The following is a 26,057-nucleotide window of genomic DNA, read 5'->3' as shown; positions in this document are numbered from 1 at the left end:
CGCCGCAACCGATCCGGCTATGACCGGGTCATGACATCCCCAGACACCCGCACCGGCGGCCGCATCCTCGTCGATCAACTCGTGGCGCAGGGCTGCGACCGCATCTTCTGCGTGCCGGGCGAAAGCTACCTCGCGGTCCTCGATGCGCTGCACGACGTGCCCGCGATCGACCTCGTCGTGGCACGGCAGGAGGGCGGCGTCGCCTACATGGCCGCCGCGGACGGCGCGATGACCAAGCGTCCCGGCATCGCCTTCGTCACGCGCGGCCCCGGCGCCACCAACGCCTCGATCGGCGTCCATGTCGCGATGCAGGATTCGGTCCCGATGATCCTGTTCGTCGGCGACGTCGCCCGCGCCGATCGCGACCGCGAGGCATTTCAGGAGGTCGACCTCGTCGCCATGTTCCGCCCGCTCGCCAAATGGGCCGCGCGGATCGACGACGCCGCCCGCATCCCCGAATATATCGCGCGCGCCTACGCCACCGCCATGGCCGGTCGCCCCGGCCCGGTCGTGCTGGCGCTGCCGGAGGACATGCTCTGCGACGTCGTCGCCGCGGTCGATCGCCCACGCATCGTCCGCCCGCCGCAACCCGTCGATGCGCTCGCGATGAACACGCTCGTCGATCTGCTGCGCGATGCCGCCGCCCCGATCGCGATCGTCGGCGGCGCGGACTGGGACGCCGCCACCGCGGTCTGGTTCTGCACCTGGGCGATGCGGATCGGCCTGCCCGTCGCCGCCGCCTTCCGTCGGCAGGATGCGATCCCCAACGACTGCCCGGTCTATGCCGGCAATCTCGGCTACGGCCCCAACCCCGCGCTCACCGCCCGCGTCCGCGCCGCCGACCTGATCCTCGTCGTCGGCGCGCGGTTGGGCGAGGCGACGACCGACGGCTATACGCTCATCACGCCCGAGCATCCCGACCAGATTCTCGTCCACGTCCACCCGGATCCGGAGGAACTCCACTCGGTCTACCGCACCGACCTCGCCATCTGCGCGGACTGCCACGACTTCGCCGAAACAGCCGCCGGCTGGGACGACGACCTGCTCGAATTCGCCGACGGGGCCGAGGCGAACGCCGAATGGGAGGCCTGGATAGTCCCGCCCGAGAGCACCGCGACGCTCGATCTCGCCGCCTGCGTCACCGAGATGCAGCGCGTGCTGCCCGGCGACTCCATCCTCTGCAACGGTGCCGGCAACTTCTCCGGCTGGTGGCACCGCTACTGGCGCTACGACGGCCCGACGACGCAGCTCGCCCCGACGGCGGGCGCGATGGGCTACGGCCTGCCCGCCGGCATCGCCGCCGCCCGCCGCCACCCGGACCGCCAGGTCGTGGTCATCGCGGGCGATGGCGATTTCCTGATGAACGGTCAGGAACTGGCGACCGCCGCGGCACTTGGCTGCCGCCTGCTGATCCTGGTGGTCGACAACGCCAGCTATGGCACGATCCGCATGCACCAGGAACGGCGCTACCCCGGCCGCATCTCCGGCACCACGCTCGCCAACCCCGACTTCGCCGCGCTCGCCCGCGCCTACGGCGCCTGGAGCACCACGGTCGAACGCACCGCCGACTTCGCCCCCGCGCTGGCCGAGGCGACCGCGCAGCCCGGCATCGCCCTCCTCCACCTCAAGACCGACATCGAACAGATCTCACCCGGTGCCACGATGACGATGCTCCGGAACCCTGCATGATCGTCCGGACGACGCTGCGGCACCTGCTGTGGGCCGGTCTTGGGCTTGTCGGGTTTACCGGGACAGCAATGGCCGGATTGCCCGGCAAGACATATTCGGAAGGGCAGATATGGGAGTACCGCACCCGCCCCGAGGACAAGGGGTCACTTCTAAAGATCCAGAAAATCGACGATGGCGCTGATTTTCCGAAGATCGGGTCGATCTACCATGTGAGCATCATCGGCGTACATTTCACTGGACTGCCGCTCGCCGGCATCCTGCAACACGCGCCGTTTTCCAAGGCCGCGCTGGACGCGAGCGTCACGAGGCTGTCTTCGTCCAAGATCGCGTTCCCGGACAGCGCCGACGGCATCGCGCAATGGCAGCAGGCCGAAGGCGGAGTCTTCACCGTGTCGGTCGCCGAAGCGGTGTCGTTCACGGAACAGACGCTTCGCAGCCAGATGCCAGCCCAGCAACAAGGCAACTAGACACCGTTCCCGCAGATCCCAATAACCGGTGCCGCCCCTCGCCCATTGCGACGACCGGCTTTGGGTCTCGTGAAGGATCATGAACCGTACGACACGCTTGTGCGGGGGCGGTCAGCACGGCTACGCCCGTATCCTACCGATTGGGTCCTATGCCGCGCATCGTCACTTTTGCGAAGACCGCGGCGCTCTGGTCGCTCTGGGTGCTGTGCATCCTGCTGATCCTGCCCGTGCTGTTGAGCGTTCCCGGCAAGCCGACGGACGCGGAACTCGGCCTCTACCTCGCGGTCCTGCTTTCGGTGACGGGGTATCCCGTCGTGCTGCCCTTCCTCGCGATGTTGGAACGGGGAGCGCCGCGGCGATCGGATCAGGCGGGTCTTCACGTCATCCGCATCGCGATGTGGGGCAGCTTCCTCGCGGTCCTGGCCGCGCTCGGCACGCTCGGCGCATCGTTCTACGCGCATGAGCGCGCCAAGCCGGTGTTGAGCCGGGAGGAGCTCATCGAAGGCTCCTACTCCAACGCCATCCTCTGGAACGATACGAAGTGGATGGACCGGCTGATGGCGGAGGGCGCCAGCGTCGATCACCGCTTGCCGCCGTTCAACCAGACCCCTGCCGTCATGTCCGCGAGTTTCGGCCAATGGTCGCTGGTCGCATTCCTACTGTCACGCGGTGCCGATCCCGACTTGAAAGACAATCAGGGCAAGTCGGTCAGGACGCTGGCCGCTGTACCGGACCTGCCGCCACGGAAGCCGGCCGATGCGGCGGCCCTCGAACAGATCCGCGGACGCCTCGCTCACAAATAACCCACCCAAGTTCAGCGTCCGGCGCCGGGGGACCAAATCAGGCCCCCAACCGACCCGGTCGACTCGCAAAAAAAAGCCGCCGCGGTTTCCCGCGACGGCGCTCCGTTATTGATCAATGGCAGCGGGTCAGATCTTGTCGACCACCTTCTTCACGCCACCCTTCACGTCGCCCTTGGCATGCTGCATCTCGCCCTTGGCTTCCTGCGCATGGCCTTCGGCCTCCAGGTCATGGTTGTCGGTGCCCTTGCCGACGGCCTGCTTCACGTTGCCGATGGCTTCGTTTGCAGCACCCTTCAGCTTGTCGGTGAACTCGCCCATGATCCATCTCCTGGCCGGCGCCGCCTGATTGCGGTGCCATCGTTGTTAACATGGATCAAAACCAACCGCCCCGGACGCGGTTCCATGACGCTCTCGTAACGTGAATCAGATCAGGCCCCCCAGCGGGCTCGACGGGTCAGCATACATCCGCCGCCCCATCCGCCCGGCGCGGTAGGCCAGTCGCCCGGCCTCCACCGCATGGCGCATCGCGGTCGCCATCATCACCGGGTCCTTCGCCTCGGCGATTGCGGTGTTCATCAGCACCCCGTCGCAGCCCAGCTCCATCGCCACCGCCGCTTCGGACGCAGTACCCACGCCCGCATCGACCAGCACCGGCACGCTCGCCCCCTCGACGATCAGCCGGATCGTCACGCGGTTCTGGATGCCCAGCCCGGACCCGATCGGCGCGCCCAGCGGCATGATCGCGACCGCACCGACATTCTCCAGCCGCTTCGCGGCGATCGGATCGTCGACGCAGTACACCATCGGCTCGAACCCCTCGTTGGCCAGGATCTCGCACGCGCGGATCGTCTCGACCATGTCGGGGTACAGCGTCCGCGCCTCGCCCAGCACCTCCAGCTTCACCAGGTTCCAGCCACCCGCCTCGCGCGCCAGCCGCAACGTCCGGATCGCCTCGTCCGCGGTGAAGCACCCCGCGGTATTGGGCAGGTACGTGACCTTCTTCGGATCGATATAGTCCATCAGCACCGGCGCATTGCGGTCCGACACGTTCACGCGGCGCACCGCCACCGTCACGATCTCGGCTCCGGCGGCTTCAACCGCCGCGGCGTTCTGCGCGAAATCCTTGTACTTGCCGGTCCCGACGATCAGCCGCGACCGGAACGTCCGCCCGGCGACCGTCCATGTGTCGTCCTTGACCGGGGCCGCGACATGATCGCCACCACCGACGAAGTGCACGATCTCCAGCTCATCGCCGTCCTCCGCCACGACCTGTCCCAGCGTCGACCGCGGCACCACCTCCAGGTTGCGTTCCACCGCCACCTTCTCCGGCACCAGCCCCAGCTCCGACGCCAGCTCCGCCAGCGTGATGCCGGCCCGCACGCGCTTATGCTCGCCATTCACGCTGAGTGTGATCGTACCGTCGCTATGCATCTGCGTCTCCGTGCCTGACCCGCGATCTAGAGATGCGGGGGGCGATGTTCAAACGGTAGCGGGATTTAAGCGGACGGCATTTCTTGAGCCCCTCTCCTTCAGGGGAGGGGTTGGGGTGGGGGCAACAGCACCACACCCGCAATCTCACCGGCTTGAAACGCTCAGCCCCACCCCAACCCCTCCCCTAAAGGAGAGGGGCTAAGAGGCGCCCCTCCCCCCCAAACCGTCATCCCGGCGAAAGCCAGGATCTCCCTTCGGTAAAAAACCCACCCCAAGCCCAAACGAGATTCCGGCCTGCGCCGGGATGACGATCGTCGGACCTGCTCCTTTGCAGCCGCCGCAGGACATTGTAGGAAGCGTCCCTCCACGCCACCAGAAAGCCCGCAATGCCGGACAGCCCCGTCGTCTACGTCCTGAACGGTCCCAACCTGAACATGCTGGGCCTGCGCGAGCCCGCCATCTACGGCACGGACACGCTCGACGACATCGCCGGCATGCTCGACGACCGCGCGCAGGAGATCGGGCTGGAGATCGACATGCGCCAGACCAACCACGAAGGGCTGCTCGTCGACTGGATCCAGGAGGCGAACGCCCGCGGGGCCAAGGCCGTACTGCTCAACGCGGGCGCCTTCACCCACACTTCGATCGCCATCCACGATGCGATCAAGGCCGTGTCCGTGCCGGTGATCGAGGTCCACCTGTCCAACCCGCACACCCGCGAAACCTTCCGCCACAAAAGCTATGTCGGCATGGCCGCCAAGGGCACGATCGCGGGCTTCGGCGCGCATTCCTACGTGCTGGCGCTGGACGCCGCCGCCAAGCTCTGACATTTGCGCGCCAAAACAGGGACTCCGAAGATGACCGATACCCCCAATGGCGCGATGCAGGTCGATGTCGGCCTGGTGAAGCAACTGGCCGAACTGCTCGACGACACGCACCTCACCGAAATCGAGGTGTCCGACGGCGATCGCCGCATCCGCGTGGTGCGCAAGGCCGCCGCGATCACCGCGCCCGTCATGCAGGCCGCCCCCGCCCCGGCACCGCTCGCCGCCCCGGCACCCGCCGCTGCCGCCCCGATGGCGATCGAGCCCGCCGATCACCCCGGCGTCGTGAAATCGCCGATGGTCGGCACCGCCTACATGGCGGCCGAACCCGGTTCGAAGCCGTTCGCCGTCGTCGGCCAGGCCGTCGCCGCCGGTGACACGCTGCTGATCGTCGAGGCGATGAAGGTCATGAACCCGATCGTCGCCCCGCGCGCCGGCACCGTGCGCCAGCTGTTCGTCGACAACGGCCAGCCGGTCGAATTCGACCAGCCGCTCGCGATCGTCGAATAAGCATGGCGATCACCAAGGTCCTGATCGCCAACCGCGGCGAAATCGCACTCCGCATCCACCGCGCCTGCCATGAAATGGGGATCAAGACGGTCGCGGTCCATTCCACCGCGGACGAGGACGCCATGCACGTCCGGCTGGCGGACGAGGCGGTCTGCATCGGCCCCCCCGCGGCAGCCGACAGCTATCTCAACATCCCGAACATCATTTCGGCGGCCGAAATCACGCATGCCGACGCGATCCATCCGGGCTACGGGTTCCTCAGCGAAAACGCGCGCTTCGCCGAGATCGTCGAAAGTCACGGCATCATCTGGATCGGGCCGAAGCCCGAACATATCCGCACGATGGGCGACAAGATCGAGGCCAAGCGCACCGCCGCGGCCCTCGGTCTCCCGCTCGTCCCCGGTTCCGACGGCCCGATCTCCGATATCGACGAAGCCAAGGCGATCGCCGAGGCGGCCGGCTACCCGGTCATCATCAAGGCGGCCTCCGGCGGCGGTGGCCGCGGCATGAAGGTCTGCACCGATCCGTCGCAGCTCGAAACGCTGATGATGCAGGCGGGGCGCGAGGCGAAGGCCGCGTTCGGCGACGCGACCGTCTATCTCGAAAAATATCTCGGCGATCCGCGCCACATCGAATTCCAGGTGTTCGGCGACGGCCGCGGCAACGCGATCCATCTCGGCGAACGCGACTGCTCGCTCCAGCGCCGCCACCAGAAGGTGCTGGAGGAGGCCCCCTCCCCCGTCATCAGCGCGGCGCAGCGCATGGACATGGGCGGCATCGTCGCAAAGGCGATGGCCGACATGGGCTATCGCGGCGCTGGCACGATCGAATTCCTGTACGAAAACAACGAATTCTACTTCATCGAGATGAACACCCGGCTCCAGGTCGAACATCCGGTGACCGAGGCGATCACCGGTCTCGATCTCGTCCGCGAACAGATTCGCATCGCCGACGGCAAGTCGCTGACGCTGCGCCAGGAAGACGTCGTGTTCCGCGGCCACGCGATCGAATGCCGCATCAATGCGGAGGACCCGCGCACCTTCATGCCCTCGCCGGGCCTCGTGAAGGGGTATCACGCGCCGGGCGGCATGAACGTCCGCGTCGATAGCGGGCTCTACGCCGGCTACCGCATCCCGCCCTACTACGACTCGATGATCGCCAAGCTCATCGTGTACGGCACCACCCGCGACGGTGCGCTCCGCCGCCTCCGCCGCGCGCTTGAGGAATTCGTGGTCGAAGGCGTCAAGACGACAATCCCGCTCCACCAGGCGCTGCTCGACGATCCGGAATTCCAGCGCGGCGACTATACGATCAAGTGGCTGGAGGAATGGCTCGCCCGCCAGGACCTCGCAGACGCGACCGCAAGCCAGGCCTGACCGGAGCACAAAACCCGTTCGGTTCGAGCCTGTCGAGAACGCCGCGCAGCGCCCGAACCGAACACCCACGCGGCACGCAAGAGGAGCAAGGCATGGCGACGATCGCGGTCTACAGCCTCAAGGGCGGCGTCGGTAAAACCTCGCTCGCGGTCAACCTCGCGCATGCCGCCACCATCTGCCGCCGCCGCACTTTGCTCTGGGATCTCGACCCACAGGCCGCCTCGACCTGGCTGCTGGGCGGCGACAGCCCCGCTGCCGACCCGGCCGAGGCGGTGTTCGCGCGCTCGGTCACGCCCGACCGCCTCATCCGCCCGACCGCGATCGACGGGCTCGACCTGCTCCCCGCCGATGCGTCCCTCCGCCGGCTCGACAGCTTCTTCGGCGTGCTGGGCAAGCGCAAGCGGCTGCTCCGCCTGCTGAATGAACTGTCCGATCGCTACGACCGGATCATCCTCGACTGCCCGCCCGGCCTCACCGAAACCAGCGAGCAGGTCGCGCGCGCCGCCACCCTGATCGTGGCACCGGTGATCCCCTCCCCGCTCGCCCGGCGCGCGCTCGACGATGTCGTCACCCACTTCGCCAACGCCCCCGGCCGCCACGCGCCGATCCTGCCGGTCTTCTCGATGGTCGATCGCCGCCGCGCGCTGCACCTCGCCACGATCGAGGCCGCGCCCGACTGGCCGCGCATCCCGATGGCCAGCGCGGTCGAGGCGATGACGCTCCACCGCGCGCCCGTCGCACTATTCGCTCCCACCTCGGTCGCCGCGCAAGCATTCGCCGGCATCTGGACTGGTATCGAACGACGTCTCGCCGAAACGACCTGACCGGATCGGTGAACGCTTCGCCGGTTCATATGGTCTTTTTGTCAGTTCATGGAGTGAATCTGCGTTAATTTGTGCCAGAGCATGGCTCCGATCGCATGTTCGTGAGTTACTACGATCCGGAACACGAATTTTACCGTCCTTTTGAGGAGAAACCCGATGAAGCCATTTCTGATCGCCGCAGCGTTCATGCTGACCGCGCCAGCCATTGCTCAGGACATGACGCAGCCGCCGGCGCAGGCCGGTGCCGCCGCCGATCCGGCCGCCGCTGCTGATCCAGCCGCCGCCGCAACGCCGCCCGCCGCCGATCCGGCCATGACCGCCCCCGCCGACGCCGCGGCCCCCGCCGATCCGGCCGCCGCAGCGCCGATGGCAACCGACCCGGCCGCCGCAGCCCCCGCGCCGATGGCGTCTGACCCGGCCGCAGCTCCGGCCCCGATGGCCACCCAGTCCACGACGCCGCAGCCGTCGACCAAGGACTACCCGACCTGCTCGCGCACGGTCACCGACAACTGCAAGAACCGCGGCGGCAAGTAAGCCCCGACGTCAAGCAAGAGAAGGGCGGCCCCGCAACGGGCCGCCCTTTTCGTTTGTGCCGGGCTGCTCGAACACCGCCCGCCCATCCCGAGCGGAGTCGAGGTACCCTTCGAGCGAAGCCGAGAAGCCAACAGCTCGATCGAAGCACTCCACTGAAATCCGTTTGGTTCGAGCTTGTCGAGAACCCGCCAAGTTCTCGACAAGCTCGAACCGAACGGGGGTGGGCGACGGATCAGTAAAAAACCGCGCCCCCACCACCGTCAGTTCCCCGGCGAAGGCCGGGGCCTAGACGCAACCGCTTCACCCAGGCCCCGGCCTCCGCCGGGGACCTAACGACGGAAGCTCACCGCTTCCGCCCCAACCAGGCCAGCCCCCCACCGGCCGCCAACAACACCACCCCGACACCCGCCCGCCGCTCGCGCCGCAGGCAACTCAATCCGGCCGTCACCAACAAGGTTGGCACCATCCCGGCCTTCCCCCCGCCCGCAACGCGCGCCGCCCGGCTCCCGACACCCGCGACAACCAAAGCCCGCCCGACGCCCGAACCCGTCTTCACAGGCGCTCCAGAACCAACCTCCAGCTCCGCAACCTCGCCCAACGAGACATCACGCGAAGCAACAACACCCCCCGCCACACTATCCGCAACGGTCGCCCCCCGAGCCCCCATCGCCCGCTCCGGCCCCCGCGTCGTGTCGGCCGCAGTCTGATGCTCCAGCTCCGAATTTAGCTCCGCCCCCAACAGCAGCACGTAAGACGACAACCAGATCCAGGTCAGCAGCACCACCACCGCCCCCAGCGACCCGTAAGTCGCATCGTAATTCCCGAAATTCGAAACATACACGCCGAACCCGGCGGTCAACGCCAGCCAGAGCACGGTCGACAGCAGCGACCCCGGCGTCAGCCAAGTCCACTGCGCCCGATCCCGATCCGGCCCGTACCGGAACAGCGTTGCCGCCGCCGCCGCCCCAACGGCGCCCATCACCAGGTACGAAAACATCTTCCCCAGCCACAGCACCGGCGCGGGCAGCCCCGGCAGCAATGTCTCGAGATGCGCCATCGCCGCGATCGCGATCATCGCCACGATCGCGGTCAGCACGCCGCCCACCGTGATCGCCAGCGCCAACGCGTTCAGCTTCAAGAACCCGCGCGTCTCCTCCTGCTCATACGCGATGTCGAGCGCGGTGATCACCGCGGTCGCCGCCTTCATCGCGCCGTAGAAGGCGAGCCCCAGCGCCAGGATCAGCCCGAACCCCTTCTTGCCCCCCGACGCCTCGACAACGTTCAGCAGTTGCTCGCCGACCAGCTTCGCCGCGTCCGCCGGCATCACCGCCGCCAGCGCGCGGATATCGCGCAGCACCGTCGCCGGCTCCACCACCAGTCCGTAACTCAGCACCATCGCACCCAGCAGCGGCACGATCGACAGGAATGCGTAAAAAGCGACCCCCGCCGCGATCAGCCCGATATTGTCGCGCCCCGTCTCGCGGTACGTGCGGATCAGCACGTCCTTCCAGCCCTTCGCCGGCATCCGCCAGGGCGATGTCGCGTCCCGACCGCGCTGGTCGGGAACGGTGGCAGTATCGGTCATGGCGGCCCCCTTGGTTAACCCCGCCTCAACCCGGCCCGTCCACCTTCCGTTCCGGCTCCCGCGAAGCGCCTGCACTTCCAACCCGCGCCGCCGCGCCGTACAGACGGGGCGACCGCAACAGCCGGAGCGCATGCATGACCGAACCGACCACCGTCCTCGTCACCGGCGGCGCCGGCTATATCGGCAGCCACGCCGTCCTGGCGCTGCTCGACGCGGGCCGGAAAGTCGTCGTGCTCGACAATCTCGTCACCGGGTTCGCCGATGCGATCGACCCGCGCGCCGCCTTCATCCAGGGCGACGTGTCGGACGCGGACCTGGTCGCGCGGCTCATCGCGGATCACAATGTCCACGCGATCCTGCATTTCGCCGGCTCGGTCGTCGTGCCGGAGTCGGTCACCGACCCGCTCAAATATTACCGCAACAACACCGCCGCGACGCGCAGCCTGATCGAGTCCGCGGTCACCGGCGGCGTCCGGCATTTCCTGTTCAGCTCCACCGCCGCCACCTACGGCACGCCCGAGCGCGTGCCGGTGCAGGAGGGCGACCCGAAACGCCCGATCAACCCCTACGGCATGTCCAAGCTGATGTCGGAACAGATGCTGGCCGACGTCGCCGCCGCGCACCCGATCACCTATTGCGCGCTGCGCTACTTCAACGTCGCGGGCGCCGATCCGCAGGGCCGCGCCGGGCAATCGACCGCCGGCGCGACCCACCTGATCAAGATCGCCGCCGAAGCCGCCCTCGGCAAGCGTCCCTCGGTCGCGGTGTTCGGCAGCGATTTCGACACCGCCGACGGCACCGGCGTGCGCGACTATATCCACGTCACCGACCTCGCCGACGCGCATCTCCACGCGCTGGAGGCGCTCGAGGCCTCGCCCGGCGAGAATCTGACGCTCAACTGCGGCTACGGTCGCGGCTTCTCGGTGCTGGAGGTGCTCGACGCGGTCGACCGCGTCGCCGGCGTCACCGTCGACCGCATCATGCAGCCGCGCCGCGCGGGCGATCCGGCCGCACTGATCGCGGACAACAGCGCCATCCTCGCGCGCCTGCCCTGGCGTCCGCAGCATGACGATCTCGACACCATCGTCGGCCACGCGCTCGCCTGGGAAGGCACCGTGCGGCAGGGCATGGACGACATGGACGGGACCAAGCCATGACCGTCGACGTCGTCCGCTCCGCCCAGCTCGACGGGATCCGCCACGGCTTTCTCGGCCGCAGCGGCGGCGTGTCGACCGGGATCTACGCTGGCCTCAACGTCGGCCTGGGCTCGGACGACGACCGCGAAGCGATCCTCGAAAACCGCCGCCGGGCGGTGGCCGCGGTCGCCCCCGGCGCGAAGCTGGTCACGCCGCACCAGGTCCACTCCGCCACCGCAATCACCGTGACCGAACCGTTCCCCGACGACGCCCGCCCGCACGCCGACGCGCTCGTCACCGACCGCCCCGGCCTGCTGATCGGCATCCTCACCGCCGATTGCGTCCCCGTCCTGTTCGCGGACCGCGCGGCCGGGATCGTCGGCGCCACCCACGCCGGCTGGAAGGGCGCGCTCGGCGGTGTCACCGACGCGACCCTCGACGCGATGGTGGCGCTCGGCGCGGACCGCACGCGCATCGTCGCCGCGATCGGCCCGTGCATCGCGCGCGCCTCCTACGAGGTCGACACGAGCTTCCGCGACCGCTTCACCGCGCACGACCCTGAAAACGAACGCTTCTTCCGCGAAGGCCGGCGCGACGACCATCATCAATTCGACATCGAATCCTACGTCGCCCACCGCCTCGCCACCGCCGGCGTCACCCGCATCGACGCACTCGGCCTCGACACCTACGCTCTGGCCAACCGCTTCTACAGCTACCGCCGCGCCACCCACCGCGCGGAACCGGGCTACGGCCGCCAGATGAGCGTGATCGCCGCTGACTGACCTTCTTACTTCTAAGCCCCTCTCCTTCAGGAGTTTCATGTGACGGCAGGTCGGAATTGCCCCCGGCAATTCCTGAAACATGCCGGGGGCATGTTTCACCTGCCCTCACATGAAACTGGGTTGGGGTGGGGGCAACAGCACCACACCTTCAACCTCACCGGCTTGAAGATGTCAGCCCCACCCCAACCCCTCCCCTGAAGGAGAGGGGCTAATAACCCCGGACCTCGCACCCCACCTCCCATCCATAGCGAAAGCGAAGGAACCCCCATGTCCGACGACACCGTCCCGACCGAGGCCGACCTGACCGGCGCCACCGCGCGCCGCCGTCCCAAGGCGGAGGCGCTCGATATCGGCGGCCACCGCTTGAGCCCCGAAACGCTCATGATGGGCCATGGCTACGACCCCATGCTGTCCGAAGGCGCGCTCAAGCCGCCGATCTTCCTCACCTCCACCTTCGTCTTCGAATCCGCCGCCGCGGGCAAACGCCATTTCGAAGGCGTCACCGGCAAGCGCCCCGGCGGCGCGGAAGGGCTCGTCTATTCGCGCTTCAACGGCCCGAACCAGGAGATCCTCGAGGACCGGCTCGGCATCTGGGAGGATGCGGAGGACGCGCTCACCTTTTCCTCCGGCATGTCCGCGATCGCCACCGTCCTGCTCGCGCATTGCCGGCCAGGCGACACGATCGTCCACTCCGCCCCGCTCTATGCCGCCACTGAAACGCTGATCGGCAAGGTGCTCGGCCGGTTCGGCATCAACTGGCTCGATTTCCCCGCCGGTGCCACGCGCGAGGAAATCGACGCGGTGATGGAACGCGCGCACGCCCACGGCCGCGTTGCGATGGTCTACCTCGAAAGCCCGGCCAACCCCACCAACGCGCTCGTCGATATCGAGGCCGTCGTCGCCTCGCGCAACGCGGTCTTCGCCGATCTGGAGGAGAAGCCGCCGGTCGTCATCGACAACACCTTCCTCGGCCCGCTCTGGCAGAAACCGCTTCGCCACGGCGCCGATCTGGTGCTCTACTCGCTCACCAAATATGCCGGCGGGCACAGCGACCTCGTCGCGGGCGGCGCGGTCGGGTCGAAGGCGCACATCAACGTCATCCGTTCGATGCGCAACACGATCGGTACGATCACCGATCCGCACACCGCCTGGATGCTGCTCCGCTCGCTCGAAACGCTCGAACTGCGAATGAGCCGCGCGGGCGAGAATGCCGCCAAGGTCTGCGCCTTCCTGCGCGACCATGCGAAGGTCGAACATGTCGGCTATCTCGGCTTCCTCGATCCCGGCGGGCGGCAAGCCGACATCTACCGTCGCCACTGCTCGGGCGCCGGCTCCACCTTCTCGCTGTTCCTGAAGGGCGGCGAGGCGGAGGCGTTCCGCTTCCTCGACGGCCTGCGCATCGCCAAACTCGCGGTCAGCCTCGGCGGCACCGAAACGCTCGCCAGCCACCCCGCCGGCATGACGCACCTCAGCGTCCCCGACGCGCGCAAGCAGGCACTCGGCATCACCGACAACCTCGTCCGCATCTCGATCGGCGTCGAAAACGCCGACGACCTCATCGCCGACTGCGACCAGGCGCTGCGGGGGGTTTGATAAAGCTCCCTCCCCCCACCGGGGGGAGGGTCGGGGTGGGGGGCATGGCTTGGGGTAAGATCGCCTAACAGCTGAACCCACTTAAGCCGCTGCGTCCAGCGAAGCCCCCCACCCAACCCTCCCCCCGGTGGGGGGAGGGCTAAGAACCCAGACTCAAACCCCCCAGTCCAGCAACGGCCACCCCTTCTTCCCCGCCATCGCCCGCAACTTGGCACTCGCATTCACCGCGAACGGCGCATCGGCCCAGTCCAGCACGCACCCGTCCGACACATGGTCCGAATAGAACCGCACCTGTGTCTCCCCGCGCACCAAACCCTGCGCCGCCATCCACGCCTCGATCATCCGCAACTTGGCCGGGCCGTAACAATTCTCGCCGTCCACCTGCGCCAGGATGCGGTCGTCCAGCCCGTTCATCGTCCCCGTCGCGATCACATCGTCGAACCCCAGCCGACCCGCGATCGCCTCGACGTACAACCGGTACGATGCGGTCGCGAGCACCAGCCGCCGCCCCGCCGCGCGGTCCTCCGCAATCTGTCGCAGCGCGCCCGGATGGACATTCGCGCGCATCACCGCATCGGCGAACGACGCCGTCACCGGGGCCAGCTTCGCGCGCGACACCGACCCGCCGAGCAACAGCCGCTGGTTGATCTCCTTCAACCGCTTCCGGTCGATCGCCCGCACGCCGTAGGCCAGCATCGCCAGCGGCACGAACGGCACCAGCGCCAGCCGCCACGGTGCCAACCGCATCGCCGCATGGATCAGGAACGGGGTGTAGGTCCCCGACCGCGTGATCGTCCGGTCCATGTCGTAGATCGCGAGTTCAGCCATGCGGCCGCGTTACCGGTTTCCGCTAATCGGGCCAAGCCGCAACCACGCCGGCCACCGTCCGAGGCAAAATCATAACATGTGTAATAATCTGGCTGTCTGGAACCATCGTCCTGTACCGCACGTATCGCGATCACATGCTTGCTCCCCGTCTCCTTTCACGTCATCGTCCATCGGTATGAGCGGGGCGGAATTCACCAACGACGACGGCGTCCTCCGCTTCCGCGGCACGATGACGCTCGCCCGGCTCGGCGACGTGGTCGAGCGGGTGGATGCGATCGACACGCCGCCGACCGCGATCGACCTGTCCGGGATCGAACGGATCGACACCGTCGGTGCCTGGATCGTCCACCGCCTGGTCCGCGACCACGACATCCCCGTGCAGGGCGCGGATGAGAACACGTCGCGTTTGCTCGAACAGGTCGCCGCCGCCGACCGCCCGGCAAAGGTCCGGCCCGACGCGACGCCCTCCTTCGTCCGCGTTCTCGGCCAGATCGGCGACGCGGTCGCACAGGCCGGTCACACGCTCATCGGCCTCACCGGTTTCTTCGGCGCCACGCTGGTCGCCGCCTGGGGCGTCATCCGCCACCCGCGCCGCTTTCGCTACAACGCCGTCGCGCGGCAGTTCGAGGTCGTAGGCGTCGAGGCGCTCGCGATCGTCGGCCTCATGAGCTTCCTGATCGGCGTCGTCATCGCGCAACAGGGCGCGATCCAGCTCCGCCAGTTCGGCGCCGAGGTGTTTGCGATCAACCTGATCGGCCGCATCACCTTCCGAGAACTCGGCGTGCTGATGACCGCGATCATGGTCGCCGGCCGCTCCGGCTCGGCCTTCGCCGCACAGATCGGATCGATGCGCCTGGCCGAGGAGGTCGACGCGATGCGCACCATCGGCGTTTCCCCGATGGAGGCACTGGTCCTGCCGCGCGTCCTTGCCACCGTGCTGCTCATGCCGCTGCTCGGCTTCTACGCCTCGCTGCTGGCACTGCTCGGCGGCGGCCTGTTCACCTGGATCTCGCTCGACATCCCGCCAATCACCTTCATCACCCGCATCCGCGAGGTCGTGCCGCTGACCGACGTCCTGACCGGGCTGATCAAGGCGCCCGTGTTCGGCCTCATCATCGCGATGGCCGGTTGCTTCCAGGGGATGCAGGTCGAAGGCAGCGCGGAGGCGGTCGGCCTGCGCACCACATCTGCGGTGGTGCAGTCGATCTTCCTCGTCATCATCATCAACGCCGTGTTCGCGGTCTTCTTCGCATCGATCGGTTGGGTATGACGGCAACGCTCGCCAAATCCGCGCCCGAAACGGACGCCCCCACGCGTGACGAATTTCTGATCCGCGTGCACGGCCTGCGCAACCAGTTCGGCGACCAGGTCGTCCACGAGGATCTCGATCTCGACGTCCGGCGCGGCGAGATTCTCGGCGTCGTCGGCGGATCCGGCACCGGCAAGTCCGTGCTGCTCCGCTCGATCATCGGCCTCCAGACGCCCAGCGCCGGCGAGGTTACGGTGTTCGGTGAATCGATGCTCGGGCGCGAGGAAACCGACGCGCGCAACGTCCGCCGCCGCTGGGGCGTGCTGTTCCAGAACGGCGCACTGTTCTCCACGCTCACCGTCGCGGAAAACGTCCAGGTCCCGCTGCGCGAATATTACCGCCGGCTCGACGCGACGTTGCTCGACGAGATCGCCTGCTACAAGATCGCGATGTCCGGGCTCGGTCCGGAAGCCGGTCCCAAATACCCGTCCGAACTGTCCGGCGGCATGCGCAAGCGCGCCGCCCTCGCCCGCGCGCTCTCGCTCGACCCCGAACTGCTGTTCCTCGACGAACCGACCGCCGGGCTCGACCCGATCGGGGCGGCCGCGTTCGACGAACTGATCAAGAGCCTCAAGAACACGCTCGGCCTCACCGTCTTCCTGATCACCCACGATCTGGACACGCTCTACGCGATCTGCGACCGGGTCGCCGTGATCGCGGATCGCAAGGTCGTCGCGGTCGGCACGATCCCGGAACTGCTCGCGCTCGATCAGCCGTGGATCCAGGAATATTTCAACGGCCCGCGCGGACGCACCGCGGCGCAAGGGGCCGAAACACTGCACGACGAAGCCCGCGAACGGGCGACGCCGCCCGCACCGTCGGGTCTGCAAGCGGACGCGAGGGCCTGATGGAAAACCGATCAAACCATGTTCTGGTCGGCGGCGTCGTATTGACGCTGCTGGTCATCACGCTGGGCTTCCTGGTGTGGATGGCCGGCTTCTCCGGCCCCAATGACCAGAAGTTCGACATCTTCTTCCGCTCCTCGGTCGACGGCCTCGCCAAGGGTTCGGTCGTCGCCTTCTCCGGCGTGCCGGTCGGCAATGTCGAGGACATTGCCATCATGCCCGCCTCGCCCGAATTCGTCCGCGTACGGATCAAGGTGAAGGAAGGCGTGCCTGTGCTGAAAGGCACGACCGCCACCATCGCCGGCGTCGGCTTCACCGGCGTCAGTCAGATCAATCTGGACGGCGCGGTTAAGGGCGCGCCGCCGATCGCGTGCAACCCGAACCTCGACACCGATCCGGCCTGCCCGGACGGCTATCCCGTCATCCCGACGAAGCCCGGCGCGCTCGGCCAGCTGCTCAACTCGGCACCCGTCCTGCTCGAACGCGTGACCACGCTGACCGACCGGCTCGGCCAGTTGCTCAACCCGAACAACCAAAATTCGATTGGTCGCATCCTGGCCAACATGGACCGGCTGTCCGGCTCGCTCGCCGATCGCGGCCCCGAAATTGCTCAGACGCTGGTCGAAACGCGCATCGCGGTCCGTCAGGCCGGCGACGCCGCCGAACAGATCGGTCGCCTCGCCACCACCGCGGACGGCGTGATGCAGCGCGACGTCGGCCCCGCCATGGCGAACTTCAACAAGGCAGCCGCCAACGCGAACCGCACACTGGCCCAGATCGACGCGACGATGACGGAGGCCCGCCCCGGCATCAAGACGCTGACCAACGACACGATCCCGAACGCGAACCAACTCGTCCGCGACCTCTCGCAGATGGCCGAATCGCTGACCAGCGTTGCCAACAAGGTCGACCGCGGCGGCGCGGGTGCCCTGATCGGCGGCGGCAAGCTGCCCGACTACAAGCCGAGGAACTGATATGCGCCTGTCCCTGCCCCTATCCGTCCTCGCCGCCCTGACGCTCGCCGGCTGCGCCTTCGGTCCGAAGGTGCCGCCGTCGTTCCTCGCGCTGCCCTCCACCGCGCAGGTGCAACCCGGCGCGTCGCGCACCGCCGCCGATGGCCAGGCAGTCCTGGTCGGCGTGCCGAGCGTTCCCGCCGAACTCGGCGCGCTGCGCATTCCGGTGCGTGTCACCCCGACCGAGATCGCCTACGTCAAGGACGCGCAGTGGGCCGACGCGCCCGCCCGCCTGTTCCGCAACGTCCTCGCCGACACCGTCACCGCACGCACCGGCCGCGTCGTGATCGAACCGCGCGGCGCCAACGTCACCCCCGGCATCCGCCTCGGCGGCCGTCTCCAGACCTTCGGCCTCGACGCCGCCACCCGCACCGCCGTCGTCACCTACGACGCCTCGCTGGCCCGCGGAAAATCCGACACCGTCGAAACCCGCCGCTTCCAGGCGAGCGTGCCGGTGACGACCGAGGACGGCCCGACAATTGCCGCGGCCCTGACGCAGGGCGCGAATCAGGTTGCAAGCGAGGTTGCTGGCTGGGTTGGCGGCTGAAGGTTCTCTTACGACCCCGCGTAAGTGCGCGGGTTTTAGCTCCATCTCACAAGTCAGAAGCCTTGTGAGCCGATTTGCCTAGGAGGCACCCCAAGCCACTCCCCTCTCCCCGTGGGGGAGAGGGGGCCGGTTACGCCTGTGTCTGAAGTGGTTGCCGAACCTTACCGACTGAACGTTCATAAACATTACCGAGGAACGCGGGCCGCAAGGAAAGCTCTCCCCCCCGCCGGGGGGAGGGTTGGGTGGGGGGCGTCACTTGACGCAGCCTCGGTCGTATCGAAGCCCTCTCCCCTCCGGGGAGAGGGTTGGGAGAGGGGAGCAACGCCACCAACAGCGCGTTACCGCGACGAAGCGACGCCCCGCCATCACGAAGTCATCCCAGCGAATGCCGGGATGACGCCGGAGGATTAAGCGAGCCCACCCCTCACCCCAAACTCTTGCTCACCTGCTCGAACACATCCTTCGACAGACCCTCGGTCCCCAACACCCGCTCCAACTCAGCCCGCATCATCGCCCCACGCGCCGCGTCGAACCGCGACCAGCGTCCCAACGGCGGCACCAGCTTGGCCGCGGTCTGTGGATTGATGCGGTCGATCGCCACGACCATCTCGCCCAGGAACCGGTATCCACGCCCCGACGGATCGTGAAACGCCCGCTGGTTCACCGCGAACGCGCCGACCAGCGAGCGCAACCGGTTCGGGTTGGTCATCACGAAATCCGGATGCCGCGCCAGCCGCTCCACCACATCGATCGTATCACTCCGGGGCGCCAGAGCCTGCGTCTGGAACCACTTGTCCAACACCAGTCCATTGTCGGCATAACGCGCATGGAACGCCGCAAACGCCGCATCGCGCTCCGCTGACGCCGTCATCGCCAGCGCAGACAACGCCGTCTGCCGATCGGTCATCGTACCGGCCGCCTCATACTGCGCCGCCGCCAGCGCGGGACCATCCGCCGCCCCGCTCGCGACGATATACCCCAGCGCAACACCGCGCAGCCGCCGCATGCCTTTGCCCGCCGCCTCGAGCGAATCGCCACCCGCCGCCATGCCCGCGTACACGCCGCGCCAGTCGGCGATCAGCTCCGCCCCCAACGCGCCGCGCAACCGGTCCCACGCGCGCGTCACCGCCTGCGGATCGACCACCGGCATCTGGTCGCCCAGATACGCCTCGGACGGCAGCAGCACCGCCTCCGCCACGAACGCCGGCTCCAGCGCCGGATCGGCCAGCGTCGCCTTCACCGCCGCGATCACCGGTGTCAGGTCCGCGTTCCCGGTCGCGACATCGTCGACCAGCGTATCGACCATCAACTGCTGCATCGCCTCGTACCGCGCGAACGGATCGTCGTCGTGCGCGGACAGGAATGCCAGGTCCGCCGCGGACCGGTCGCTCTCGATCGTTACCGGCGCGCTGAAACCGCGGTTGATCGACAGCACCGGCCGCTCGCCGATCCCCTCGAACAGGATCTCCTGATGCGCGCCGTCCAGCATCACCGTCTGTTCGGGCAACAGCTTCGTCCCGGACACCTCACCGAACAGCGCGATGCGCAGCGGCATCGGCATCGCCTGCTTGTCCGGCTGCCCCGGCGTCGCGGGCACGACCTGCTGCAACCGCAGCCGCGCGCGGCCGCCCGGCGCATCGAAATCCAGCGCGGCATGGACCCGCGGCGTCCCCGCCTGACGATACCACAGCCGGAACATGCCAAGGTCGTGACCCGACGCATCCTCCATCGCCGCGACGAAGTCCTCGCACGTCGCCGCCGTTCCGTCGTGCCGGTCGAAATACAGGTCCGACCCGGCCCGGAACGCCGCCTCGCCCAGCATCGTGTGCATCATGCGGATCACCTCCGCGCCCTTGTTGTAGATCGTCGCGGTGTAGAAATTGCTGATCTCGATATAGCTGTCGGGCCGGATCGGATGCGCCAGCGGGCCGCCATCCTCCGGGAACTGCGCCGCGCGCAGCACGCGGACATCCTCGATCCGCTTGACCGCCGCCGACCCCTGATCGGCGCTGTACTGCTGGTCGCGGAAGACGGTGAACCCCTCCTTCAGCGACAGCTGGAACCAGTCGCGGCATGTCACGCGGTTGCCCGACCAGTTGTGGAAATATTCATGCGCCACCACGGTCGCGACCGCGTCGTAATCCTGGTCCGTGGCCGTATCCGGATCGGCCAGCACGTAGCGCGAATTGAAGATGTTGAGGCCCTTGTTCTCCATCGCCCCGAAATTGAAATCGCTGACCGCGACGATGTTGAACACGCCCAGATCATATTCGCGGCCATAGACCCGCTCGTCCCAAGCCATCGCGGTCTTCAACGCATGCATCGCATGGCCCGTCCGGCCCAGATCATGCTCGCGCACCCAGATGCCGAGTTCCACGACCTTGCCCGATCCGGTGACGAAGCTGTCGCGGTTCACCGCCAGGTCGCCCGCCACCAGCGCGAACAGGTAGCTCGGCTTTGGGAACGGATCACGCCAGTCCGCATAATGCCGCCCGTCCGGCAGCGTCCCCGAATCGACATGGTCGCCGTTCGACAGCAGCACGGGATAGCGCGCCCGGTCCGCCACCAGCCGCACGGCATAACGCGCCAGCACGTCGGGCCGGTCGGGGAAGAACATGATCCGCCGGAACCCCTCCGCCTCGCACTGCGTGCAGAGCAGCCCGTCGGACGCATACAGCCCCATCAGCTGCGTATTGGCCTCGGGCGCGATCGTGACGCGGATCTCGACCAGATGCGCGTCGCCCGCCAAGTCGATGACCAGCTGATCGCCGTCCATCGTCCAGTCTGCCGGAACGCCGTCCACAGACACCGCGTCCGCGGTCAGCCCGTCGCCATCCAGCCGCAACGGCCCCGTGCCCGCCCGCACCACCGACAACCGCCCCGTCACCTGCGTCCGCGCCGGATCAAGGTCGAACTCCAGCGCGATCTCCGGCACCTGCCAAACCGGCGGCGCATAATCGGCGCGAAGAACGGGAGCCGGTGCGGCAGCGAGCGGTTGCGTGCGTATATCCATGGCTCCGAAACTAGGCACGAGCCAAAGGGTTCACAACGAAGAACAGCGAACGCCCTATCCCCCTCCCCCCACCGGGGGGAGGGCCGGGGTGGGGGGCGTGGCTTGGGGTAAGCTCAATCCCAACGAAGCCCCAAGAAAGGAACCCTATGTCCCGCCTCCTGATCTTCGGCCTCGGCTACACCGCCACCCGCCTCGCCGATCGCCTGACGCAGGAAGGCTGGCACGTCACCGCCACCCGCCGCACCGCGACCGAGACCGCGCTCGCCTTCGACGACGAACCCGCCGTCCGCGCCGAGATCGCCGCCGCCACCCACATCCTCTCTTCCGTCCCGCCCGCGGACGAACAGGACCCGGTCCTGACCCGCTACGGCCCCGCCCTCCTCCGCACCCGCTGGCTCGGCTACCTCTCGTCCACCGGCGTCTACGGCGATGCGCAGGGCGCGTGGGTCGACGAGAGCGCACCCGTCGGCACCGGCCGCCGCAACGCCCGCGCCGCCGCCGACCTGCGCTGGCAGACCCTGCCGCAGGCGAGCATCTTCCGCCTCCCCGGCATCTACGGCCCCGGCCGCTCCGCACTCGACCGCGTCCGCGAAGGGCGCGCGCACCGCATCGACCTGCGCACGCAGGTGTTCAGCCGCATCCATGTCGACGATATCGTGTCCGGCGTCATTGCGGGCATGGACGGCCCGCCCGGCGTCTACAATCTGGCCGACGACCGGCCGTCCAGCCAGAATGCGGTGATCGAGGCGGCCTGCGACCTGCTCGGCCTGCCCTGGCCCGAACTGCAATCGCTCGACGCGGCCGACCTCTCCCCCATGGCGCGCGGCTTCTATGCGGAGAACCGCCGCGTCGCGAACGGCAAGGCGAAACGCGTCCTCGACTGGTCGCCCGCCTTCCCCGACTACCGCGCGGGGTTGCGCGCCCTCAACGCCACGACCAGCCCGGCCATCGCCAGCGCGGAGCCCACCCCCGCCTGAACCGACCAGCGATACCCCTCGAACGCGGTCGATAGCGTCATCGCGATCACCGGCACCAGCACGCTGGAATAAGCCGCCCGCGCCGGCCCGATCGTCCGGATCACGCGGTAGTAGAGCGGAAACGCCAGCGCCGACCCCGCCAGCCCGAGATACGCGATCCCGGCCGCATAGCCCCAGCGCCACTCCACCGTCGGCGCGCCTACCGTCGCCCAGGCATAGCCCGCATCGACGATCGTCCCGAACAGCATCGCCCACGCGATCAGCGGGATCACCGCCACCCGCCGCGCGACCGGCGTCGCCTGCACCACATTGGCGATCGACGCGGCCAGCACCGCGGCCAGCGTCGTGACGATCCCGCCCGCCACCGCGATCGCATCCTCGCCGCGCACCCCCGCGGTCCGCAACTCATGATCGAACAGCAGCGCGACGCCCACCATCGCGATCGCCGACCCGGCCAGGAACGGCACCGACAGCGCCTGCCCCAGCAGCATCCGCCCCAGCACCGCGTTCGGCACCACCAGCAACCCGAACACCACCGCCACCAGCCCCGACGTGATCGACGTCTCCGCCAGATACACCAGGTTAAAATTGGCGAAAAACTGGCAGAACCCGATGACCGCGGCCAGCAGCATCCCCGCCCGCCCGATCCTGAGCGGCGCGCGCGTCGCCGCCGCCACGCCGAACATCGCGACCGTCGCCACGACGAAGCGGTACGTCACCGACCAGCTCGCCGGCACGATGCCGATCTGGTCGCGGATCACCAGCCACGTCGATCCCCAGATCAACGTCACCAGCATGAACGGCACCAGCACGCGCCGGATCGTCGCCGACGGCAGCGGCGGAGCGGTCAGCGCCCCGGTCATGCGGCCCTCATGCCCCGGTCACAGCGCTGCGATCGCCGCCGCCAACGCCGCGATCTCGTCGGCCGGCTGGCTCCACGACACCACCATCCGCACCTCGCCCGCCGCCCAGTCGTAGAAATCGAAACCCTGCCTGCGCAACGCCGCGGCCTCCTCCGGCGTCGCGCGCAGGAACAGCTCGTTCGCCTGAACGGCATGCAGCGCCCGCGCCCCCGCCGCCGCACCCAGCGCCGCCGCGCCCGCATTGGCCGCCCGCGCCGTATCCAGCCAGCGATCCTGCTCGACCAGCGCCAGGATCTGCGCCGCCGCGAACCGCCCCTTCGACAGCAGATGCCCCGCGCGCTTGCGTCGCCGCAACGTATCGGCCGCCAGCGTCTGGTCGAAGAACACCAAAGCCTCCGCCGACATCCCGCCATTCTTGACGAACCCGAAACTCAGCACGTCCACCCCGGCGCGCCACGTCATGTCCGCCGGCGAACAGCCGACATGCGCCATGGCATTGCCGAACCGCGCCCCGTCCATATGCAGCCCCCAGCCGCGCGCCTTGGCCACCTCGCCCAGCGCCGCAACCTCGTCCGGCGTATAGACCAGCCCATATTCGGTCGCGTTGGTGATCGACAGCGCATGCGGCTGCACCCGGTGGACGTCGTTCGCGATCGCATCCGCCGCCGCCGCCACGCCCGCCGGGTCGAGCTTCGCCCCGACGCCGTCGACCAGCATGAGCTTGGCACCGTGCGTATAGAATTCCGGCGCACCGCCCTCGTCGTTCTGGATATGCGCATCGCGGTGGCACAGCACGCCCCCATGCGGCGGCACCATCGCCGCCAGCGCCAGCGCATTCGCTGCCGTCCCGGTCGCCACCCACATCGCGGTCACCGGCGTCTCGAACAGGTCCGAGAACGCCCCGTCCATCGCCTTCGACAAAGCATCGCCATCATAAGCGGTATCGACCGCATTGGCGGCCAGCATCGCGTCCAGAACAGCCGGATGAGCCGGCGCGGCATTGTCGGAGAAAAAGCGCATGGGTGGGGCTGTAAGCGGCACGAAACCCATCCGCAATCGGAACAGATAAGCCCCTCTCCTTCAGGAGTTCCGATCGCCGTCAGGTCGGGATTGCCCCCGGCAATCCCTGAAACATGCCGGGGGCATGTTTCACCTGTCGGAGATCGGAACTGGGTTGGGGTGGGGGCAACAGCACCTCCCCTAAAACCTCACCGGCTTGAAGCGGTCAGCCCCACCCCGAACTCCTCCCCTGAAGGAGAGGGCTTACTGTGGCGCCCCGCTCCCCCGGTTGCATCCGCCTCCAACCCGTTGCACCCTCCCCCCAAACACCAAACAAGGGTCCCGCATGCACCGTACGCTTCTCGCCACGCTCCTCGCCGCCACCGCCGGCCTCGCCACGGCGCAGACCTTCGACCCCGCCCGCATCACCGCCGACGTCAAGACGCTGTCGAGCGACGCCTATGAAGGCCGCGGTCCCGCCACCCCCGGCGAAACCAAGACCGTCGCCTATATCGTGAAACAGATGCAGGCCGCCGGCCTCCAGCCCGGCGGCACAGCAGGCGCCGACGGCAAGCGCGGCTGGACGCAGGATGTCCCGCTTCTCCGGTCGGCAATCACCGGCACCCCCACGCTCTCGATGGCGATCGCCGGCACCGCCACGCCACTGACGCAAGGCGACCAGATCGCCGTCCGCGCCGCCCTCACCGGTCAGAAGTCCGTTTCGATCGCCAACGCCCCGCTCGTCTTCATGGGCTACGGCGTCAACGCACCCGAGCGGAAGTGGGACGACTTCAAGGGCGAGGACCTGAAGGGCAAGATCGCCGTCGTGCTCGTCAACGACCCGGATTTCGAAACCGGCAGTGGCGACTTCGGCGGCAAGGCCATGACCTATTACGGCCGCTGGACCTACAAGTATGAGGAAGCCGCCCGCCGCGGCGCCGCCGGCATCCTGATCATCCACGAAACCGCCCCCGCCTCCTATGGCTGGGCGACCGTCAAGAACAGCAACACCAACACGATGTTCGACATCGTCCGGCAGAACCCGGCCGCCACCCACACGCCCATGGAAGGCTGGATCCAGCGCGATCTCGCCGTCAAACTGTTCCAGGCGTCCGGCCTCGATTTCGACGCCGAAAAGGCCAAGGCCCGCACCCGCGACTTCCGCCCCGTCCCGCTCAAGGCCACGTTCAGCGCCAACTACGCCGTCGACGCACAGGTCATCACGTCGAAGAACGTCCTCGGCCGCCTGCCCGGCACCAGCCGCCCGGACGAGACGGTGATCTACTCCGCACACTGGGACCATCTCGGCGTCGGCGCGCCCGATGCGAAGGGCGACCGGATCTATAACGGCGCGGTCGACAACGCGACGGGCATCGCCGCGCTGCTCGAACTGGGCCGCACCTTCGCCAAGGCCCCGCGCACCGCCCGCTCGCTCGTCTTCCTGGCGGTCACGGCGGAGGAGAAGGGCCTGCTCGGCTCCGAATATTACGCCGCCAACCCGGTCTACCCGCTCGGCAAGACCGTCGGTGTCCTCAACATGGACTCGATGGCGATCGCCGGCCCCGCACGCGACTTCGGCATTTCGGGCAGCGCGAAACTCGGCCTGCTCGACATGCTCACCGCGGAGGGCGCCAAGCGCAACCGCACCTTCTCGCCCGAACCGCACCCGGAGGCCGGCGGCTTCTACCGCTCCGACCATTTCCCGATGGCCAAGCGCGGCGTCCCCGCCGTCTCGTTCGACGGCGGCAGCGATCTGGTCGCCGGCGGCACCGCGGCGGGCGAGGCGTTCGCGCAGGCCTACACCAAGGACCGCTACCACCAGCCCGCCGACGAATGGAGCCCCAGCTGGAACCTGTCCGGCATGACCGCCGACCTCGGCCTCCTCTACGCCGTCGGCCACGACCTCGCCGCCGGCACCACCTGGCCCAACTGGAGCCCCGACAGCGAATTCAAAGCCGAACGCGACAAGACCGCCAGCGACCGGAAGTAAACCAGAAAGCCCCCTCCCCTTCAGGGGAGGGGGCTGGGGGTGGAGGCAACAGCACCGCAAGCGCTCCCTCATGGCTCGCGATTTGTCGCGTAGGGCTGGGAACATCGTCCGGCACAGAC

The 26,057-nt window shown here is 68.1% G+C and carries 24 protein-coding genes; 17 read left to right on the top strand and 7 right to left on the bottom strand.

Translation table 11 applies throughout. The features are described from left to right. Positions 1-30 precede the first annotated feature (30 nt). From ACFSGX_RS04765 to ACFSGX_RS04755, 3 genes are all read left to right on the top strand, one after another. A complete protein-coding gene (locus ACFSGX_RS04765; protein WP_380927862.1) occupies positions 31-1,689 on the top strand; it encodes a thiamine pyrophosphate-binding protein in 1,659 nt (552 codons plus the stop codon). Next, positions 1,686-2,156, top strand: coding sequence for a hypothetical protein (locus tag ACFSGX_RS04760; protein ID WP_380927861.1), 471 nt, complete (start codon positions 1,686-1,688; stop codon positions 2,154-2,156). The genes ACFSGX_RS04765 and ACFSGX_RS04760 overlap by 4 nt, the downstream gene beginning before the upstream one ends. Before the next feature lie 149 nt (positions 2,157-2,305). Further along, positions 2,306-2,959 carry a hypothetical protein gene (locus tag ACFSGX_RS04755; RefSeq protein WP_380927859.1) on the top strand — a complete coding sequence of 218 codons (654 nt, stop codon included), beginning with the start codon at positions 2,306-2,308 and terminating at the stop codon, positions 2,957-2,959. 126 nt (positions 2,960-3,085) lie between these two features. Here ACFSGX_RS04755 and ACFSGX_RS04750 read toward each other — a convergent pair whose 3' ends face one another. Next, positions 3,086-3,277, bottom strand: coding sequence for a CsbD family protein (locus ACFSGX_RS04750; protein ID WP_380927858.1), 192 nt, complete (start codon positions 3,275-3,277; stop codon positions 3,086-3,088). Between the two features lie 105 nt (positions 3,278-3,382). Beyond that, the gene (gene thiS / locus ACFSGX_RS04745) at positions 3,383-4,390 is read right to left on the bottom strand and encodes a sulfur carrier protein ThiS (RefSeq protein WP_380927856.1); all 1,008 of its coding nucleotides are present in this window, start codon (positions 4,388-4,390) and stop codon (positions 3,383-3,385) included. Positions 4,391-4,776: 386 nt separating this feature from the next. Here thiS and aroQ point away from each other — a divergent pair, with 386 nt between their 5' ends. The 5 genes from aroQ (at position 4,777) to ACFSGX_RS04720 (ending at position 8,458) form a co-directional block, all read left to right on the top strand. Beyond that, positions 4,777-5,217 carry a type II 3-dehydroquinate dehydratase gene (aroQ, locus tag ACFSGX_RS04740; protein ID WP_380927855.1) on the top strand — a complete coding sequence of 147 codons (441 nt, stop codon included), beginning with the start codon at positions 4,777-4,779 and terminating at the stop codon, positions 5,215-5,217. Positions 5,218-5,247: 30 nt separating this feature from the next. Then, positions 5,248-5,724: an acetyl-CoA carboxylase biotin carboxyl carrier protein gene (gene accB, locus ACFSGX_RS04735; protein ID WP_380927853.1), complete on the top strand. Its 477-nt coding sequence runs from the start codon at positions 5,248-5,250 to the stop codon at positions 5,722-5,724. 2 nt (positions 5,725-5,726) lie between these two features. After that, positions 5,727-7,100, top strand: coding sequence for an acetyl-CoA carboxylase biotin carboxylase subunit (gene accC, locus ACFSGX_RS04730; RefSeq protein WP_380927851.1), 1,374 nt, complete (start codon positions 5,727-5,729; stop codon positions 7,098-7,100). A 92-nt stretch (positions 7,101-7,192) separates the two neighbouring features. Beyond that, on the top strand, positions 7,193-7,924 hold the full coding sequence (locus ACFSGX_RS04725; protein ID WP_380927849.1) for a ParA family protein: 732 nt from the start codon (positions 7,193-7,195) through the stop codon (positions 7,922-7,924). Positions 7,925-8,080: 156 nt separating this feature from the next. Then, positions 8,081-8,458 carry a Fe-S oxidoreductase gene (locus ACFSGX_RS04720; RefSeq protein WP_380927847.1) on the top strand — a complete coding sequence of 126 codons (378 nt, stop codon included), beginning with the start codon at positions 8,081-8,083 and terminating at the stop codon, positions 8,456-8,458. 343 nt (positions 8,459-8,801) lie between these two features. Here the strand turns inward: ACFSGX_RS04720 and ACFSGX_RS04715 are convergent, their stop codons facing one another. Continuing rightward, entirely contained in the window at positions 8,802-10,043 is a 1,242-nt protein-coding gene (locus ACFSGX_RS04715; protein ID WP_380927846.1) for a YihY/virulence factor BrkB family protein, read from the bottom strand. A 134-nt stretch (positions 10,044-10,177) separates the two neighbouring features. Between ACFSGX_RS04715 and galE the strand changes: the two genes are divergently transcribed. The 3 genes from galE (at position 10,178) to ACFSGX_RS04700 (ending at position 13,554) form a co-directional block, all read left to right on the top strand. Beyond that, positions 10,178-11,200, top strand: coding sequence for a UDP-glucose 4-epimerase GalE (gene galE, locus ACFSGX_RS04710; protein ID WP_380927844.1), 1,023 nt, complete (start codon positions 10,178-10,180; stop codon positions 11,198-11,200). Further along, the gene (gene pgeF, locus ACFSGX_RS04705) at positions 11,197-11,961 is read left to right on the top strand and encodes a peptidoglycan editing factor PgeF (RefSeq protein WP_380927842.1); all 765 of its coding nucleotides are present in this window, start codon (positions 11,197-11,199) and stop codon (positions 11,959-11,961) included. Before galE ends, pgeF begins: the two co-directional genes overlap by 4 nt. Before the next feature lie 267 nt (positions 11,962-12,228). Then, on the top strand, positions 12,229-13,554 hold the full coding sequence (locus ACFSGX_RS04700; protein WP_380927840.1) for a cystathionine gamma-synthase family protein: 1,326 nt from the start codon (positions 12,229-12,231) through the stop codon (positions 13,552-13,554). Positions 13,555-13,707: 153 nt separating this feature from the next. On the opposite strand, the gene ACFSGX_RS04695 is transcribed toward ACFSGX_RS04700, so the two are convergent. Beyond that, complete coding sequence (locus ACFSGX_RS04695; protein ID WP_380927838.1) at positions 13,708-14,382, bottom strand: HAD family hydrolase; 675 nt, start codon at positions 14,380-14,382, stop codon at positions 13,708-13,710. 175 nt (positions 14,383-14,557) lie between these two features. Between ACFSGX_RS04695 and ACFSGX_RS04690 the strand changes: the two genes are divergently transcribed. From ACFSGX_RS04690 to ACFSGX_RS04675, 4 genes are read left to right on the top strand one after another with little or no spacing between them, the layout of a single operon-like run. Continuing rightward, positions 14,558-15,652, top strand: coding sequence for an ABC transporter permease (locus ACFSGX_RS04690; protein WP_380927836.1), 1,095 nt, complete (start codon positions 14,558-14,560; stop codon positions 15,650-15,652). Further along, entirely contained in the window at positions 15,649-16,539 is an 891-nt protein-coding gene (locus tag ACFSGX_RS04685; protein WP_380927834.1) for an ABC transporter ATP-binding protein, read from the top strand. Before ACFSGX_RS04690 ends, ACFSGX_RS04685 begins: the two co-directional genes overlap by 4 nt. Next, positions 16,539-17,510 (top strand): MlaD family protein, encoded by a 972-nt coding sequence (locus ACFSGX_RS04680; protein ID WP_380927832.1) that lies wholly within the window; start codon positions 16,539-16,541, stop codon positions 17,508-17,510. Before ACFSGX_RS04685 ends, ACFSGX_RS04680 begins: the two co-directional genes overlap by 1 nt. A gap of 1 nt (position 17,511) precedes the next feature. Beyond that, positions 17,512-18,096, top strand: a complete 585-nt coding sequence (locus tag ACFSGX_RS04675; RefSeq protein WP_380927830.1) for an ABC-type transport auxiliary lipoprotein family protein — start codon at positions 17,512-17,514, stop codon at positions 18,094-18,096. A 424-nt stretch (positions 18,097-18,520) separates the two neighbouring features. On the opposite strand, the gene pepN is transcribed toward ACFSGX_RS04675, so the two are convergent. Next, positions 18,521-21,109: an aminopeptidase N gene (gene pepN, locus ACFSGX_RS04670; RefSeq protein WP_380927828.1), complete on the bottom strand. Its 2,589-nt coding sequence runs from the start codon at positions 21,107-21,109 to the stop codon at positions 18,521-18,523. A gap of 146 nt (positions 21,110-21,255) precedes the next feature. Here pepN and ACFSGX_RS04665 point away from each other — a divergent pair, with 146 nt between their 5' ends. Further along, the gene (locus ACFSGX_RS04665; RefSeq protein ID WP_380927826.1) at positions 21,256-22,086 is read left to right on the top strand and encodes a Rossmann-fold NAD(P)-binding domain-containing protein; all 831 of its coding nucleotides are present in this window, start codon (positions 21,256-21,258) and stop codon (positions 22,084-22,086) included. On the opposite strand, the gene ACFSGX_RS04660 is transcribed toward ACFSGX_RS04665, so the two are convergent. Next, on the bottom strand, positions 22,011-22,949 hold the full coding sequence (locus tag ACFSGX_RS04660) for a DMT family transporter (protein ID WP_380927824.1): 939 nt from the start codon (positions 22,947-22,949) through the stop codon (positions 22,011-22,013). The genes ACFSGX_RS04665 and ACFSGX_RS04660 overlap by 76 nt on opposite strands. Before the next feature lie 18 nt (positions 22,950-22,967). Next, positions 22,968-23,969, bottom strand: coding sequence for a threonine aldolase family protein (locus tag ACFSGX_RS04655; RefSeq protein ID WP_380927822.1), 1,002 nt, complete (start codon positions 23,967-23,969; stop codon positions 22,968-22,970). Between the two features lie 325 nt (positions 23,970-24,294). Here ACFSGX_RS04655 and ACFSGX_RS04650 point away from each other — a divergent pair, with 325 nt between their 5' ends. Further along, on the top strand, positions 24,295-25,938 hold the full coding sequence (locus ACFSGX_RS04650) for a M28 family metallopeptidase (protein ID WP_380927820.1): 1,644 nt from the start codon (positions 24,295-24,297) through the stop codon (positions 25,936-25,938). Positions 25,939-26,057: the final 119 nt, after the last annotated feature.

Source organism: Sphingomonas arantia (genome assembly GCF_042682045.1).
Classification (GTDB): domain Bacteria; phylum Pseudomonadota; class Alphaproteobacteria; order Sphingomonadales; family Sphingomonadaceae; genus Sphingomonas_R; species Sphingomonas_R arantia.
The sequence above is the reverse complement of the archived record's forward strand: the minus strand, read 5'-3'. Positions and strand labels throughout refer to the sequence as shown.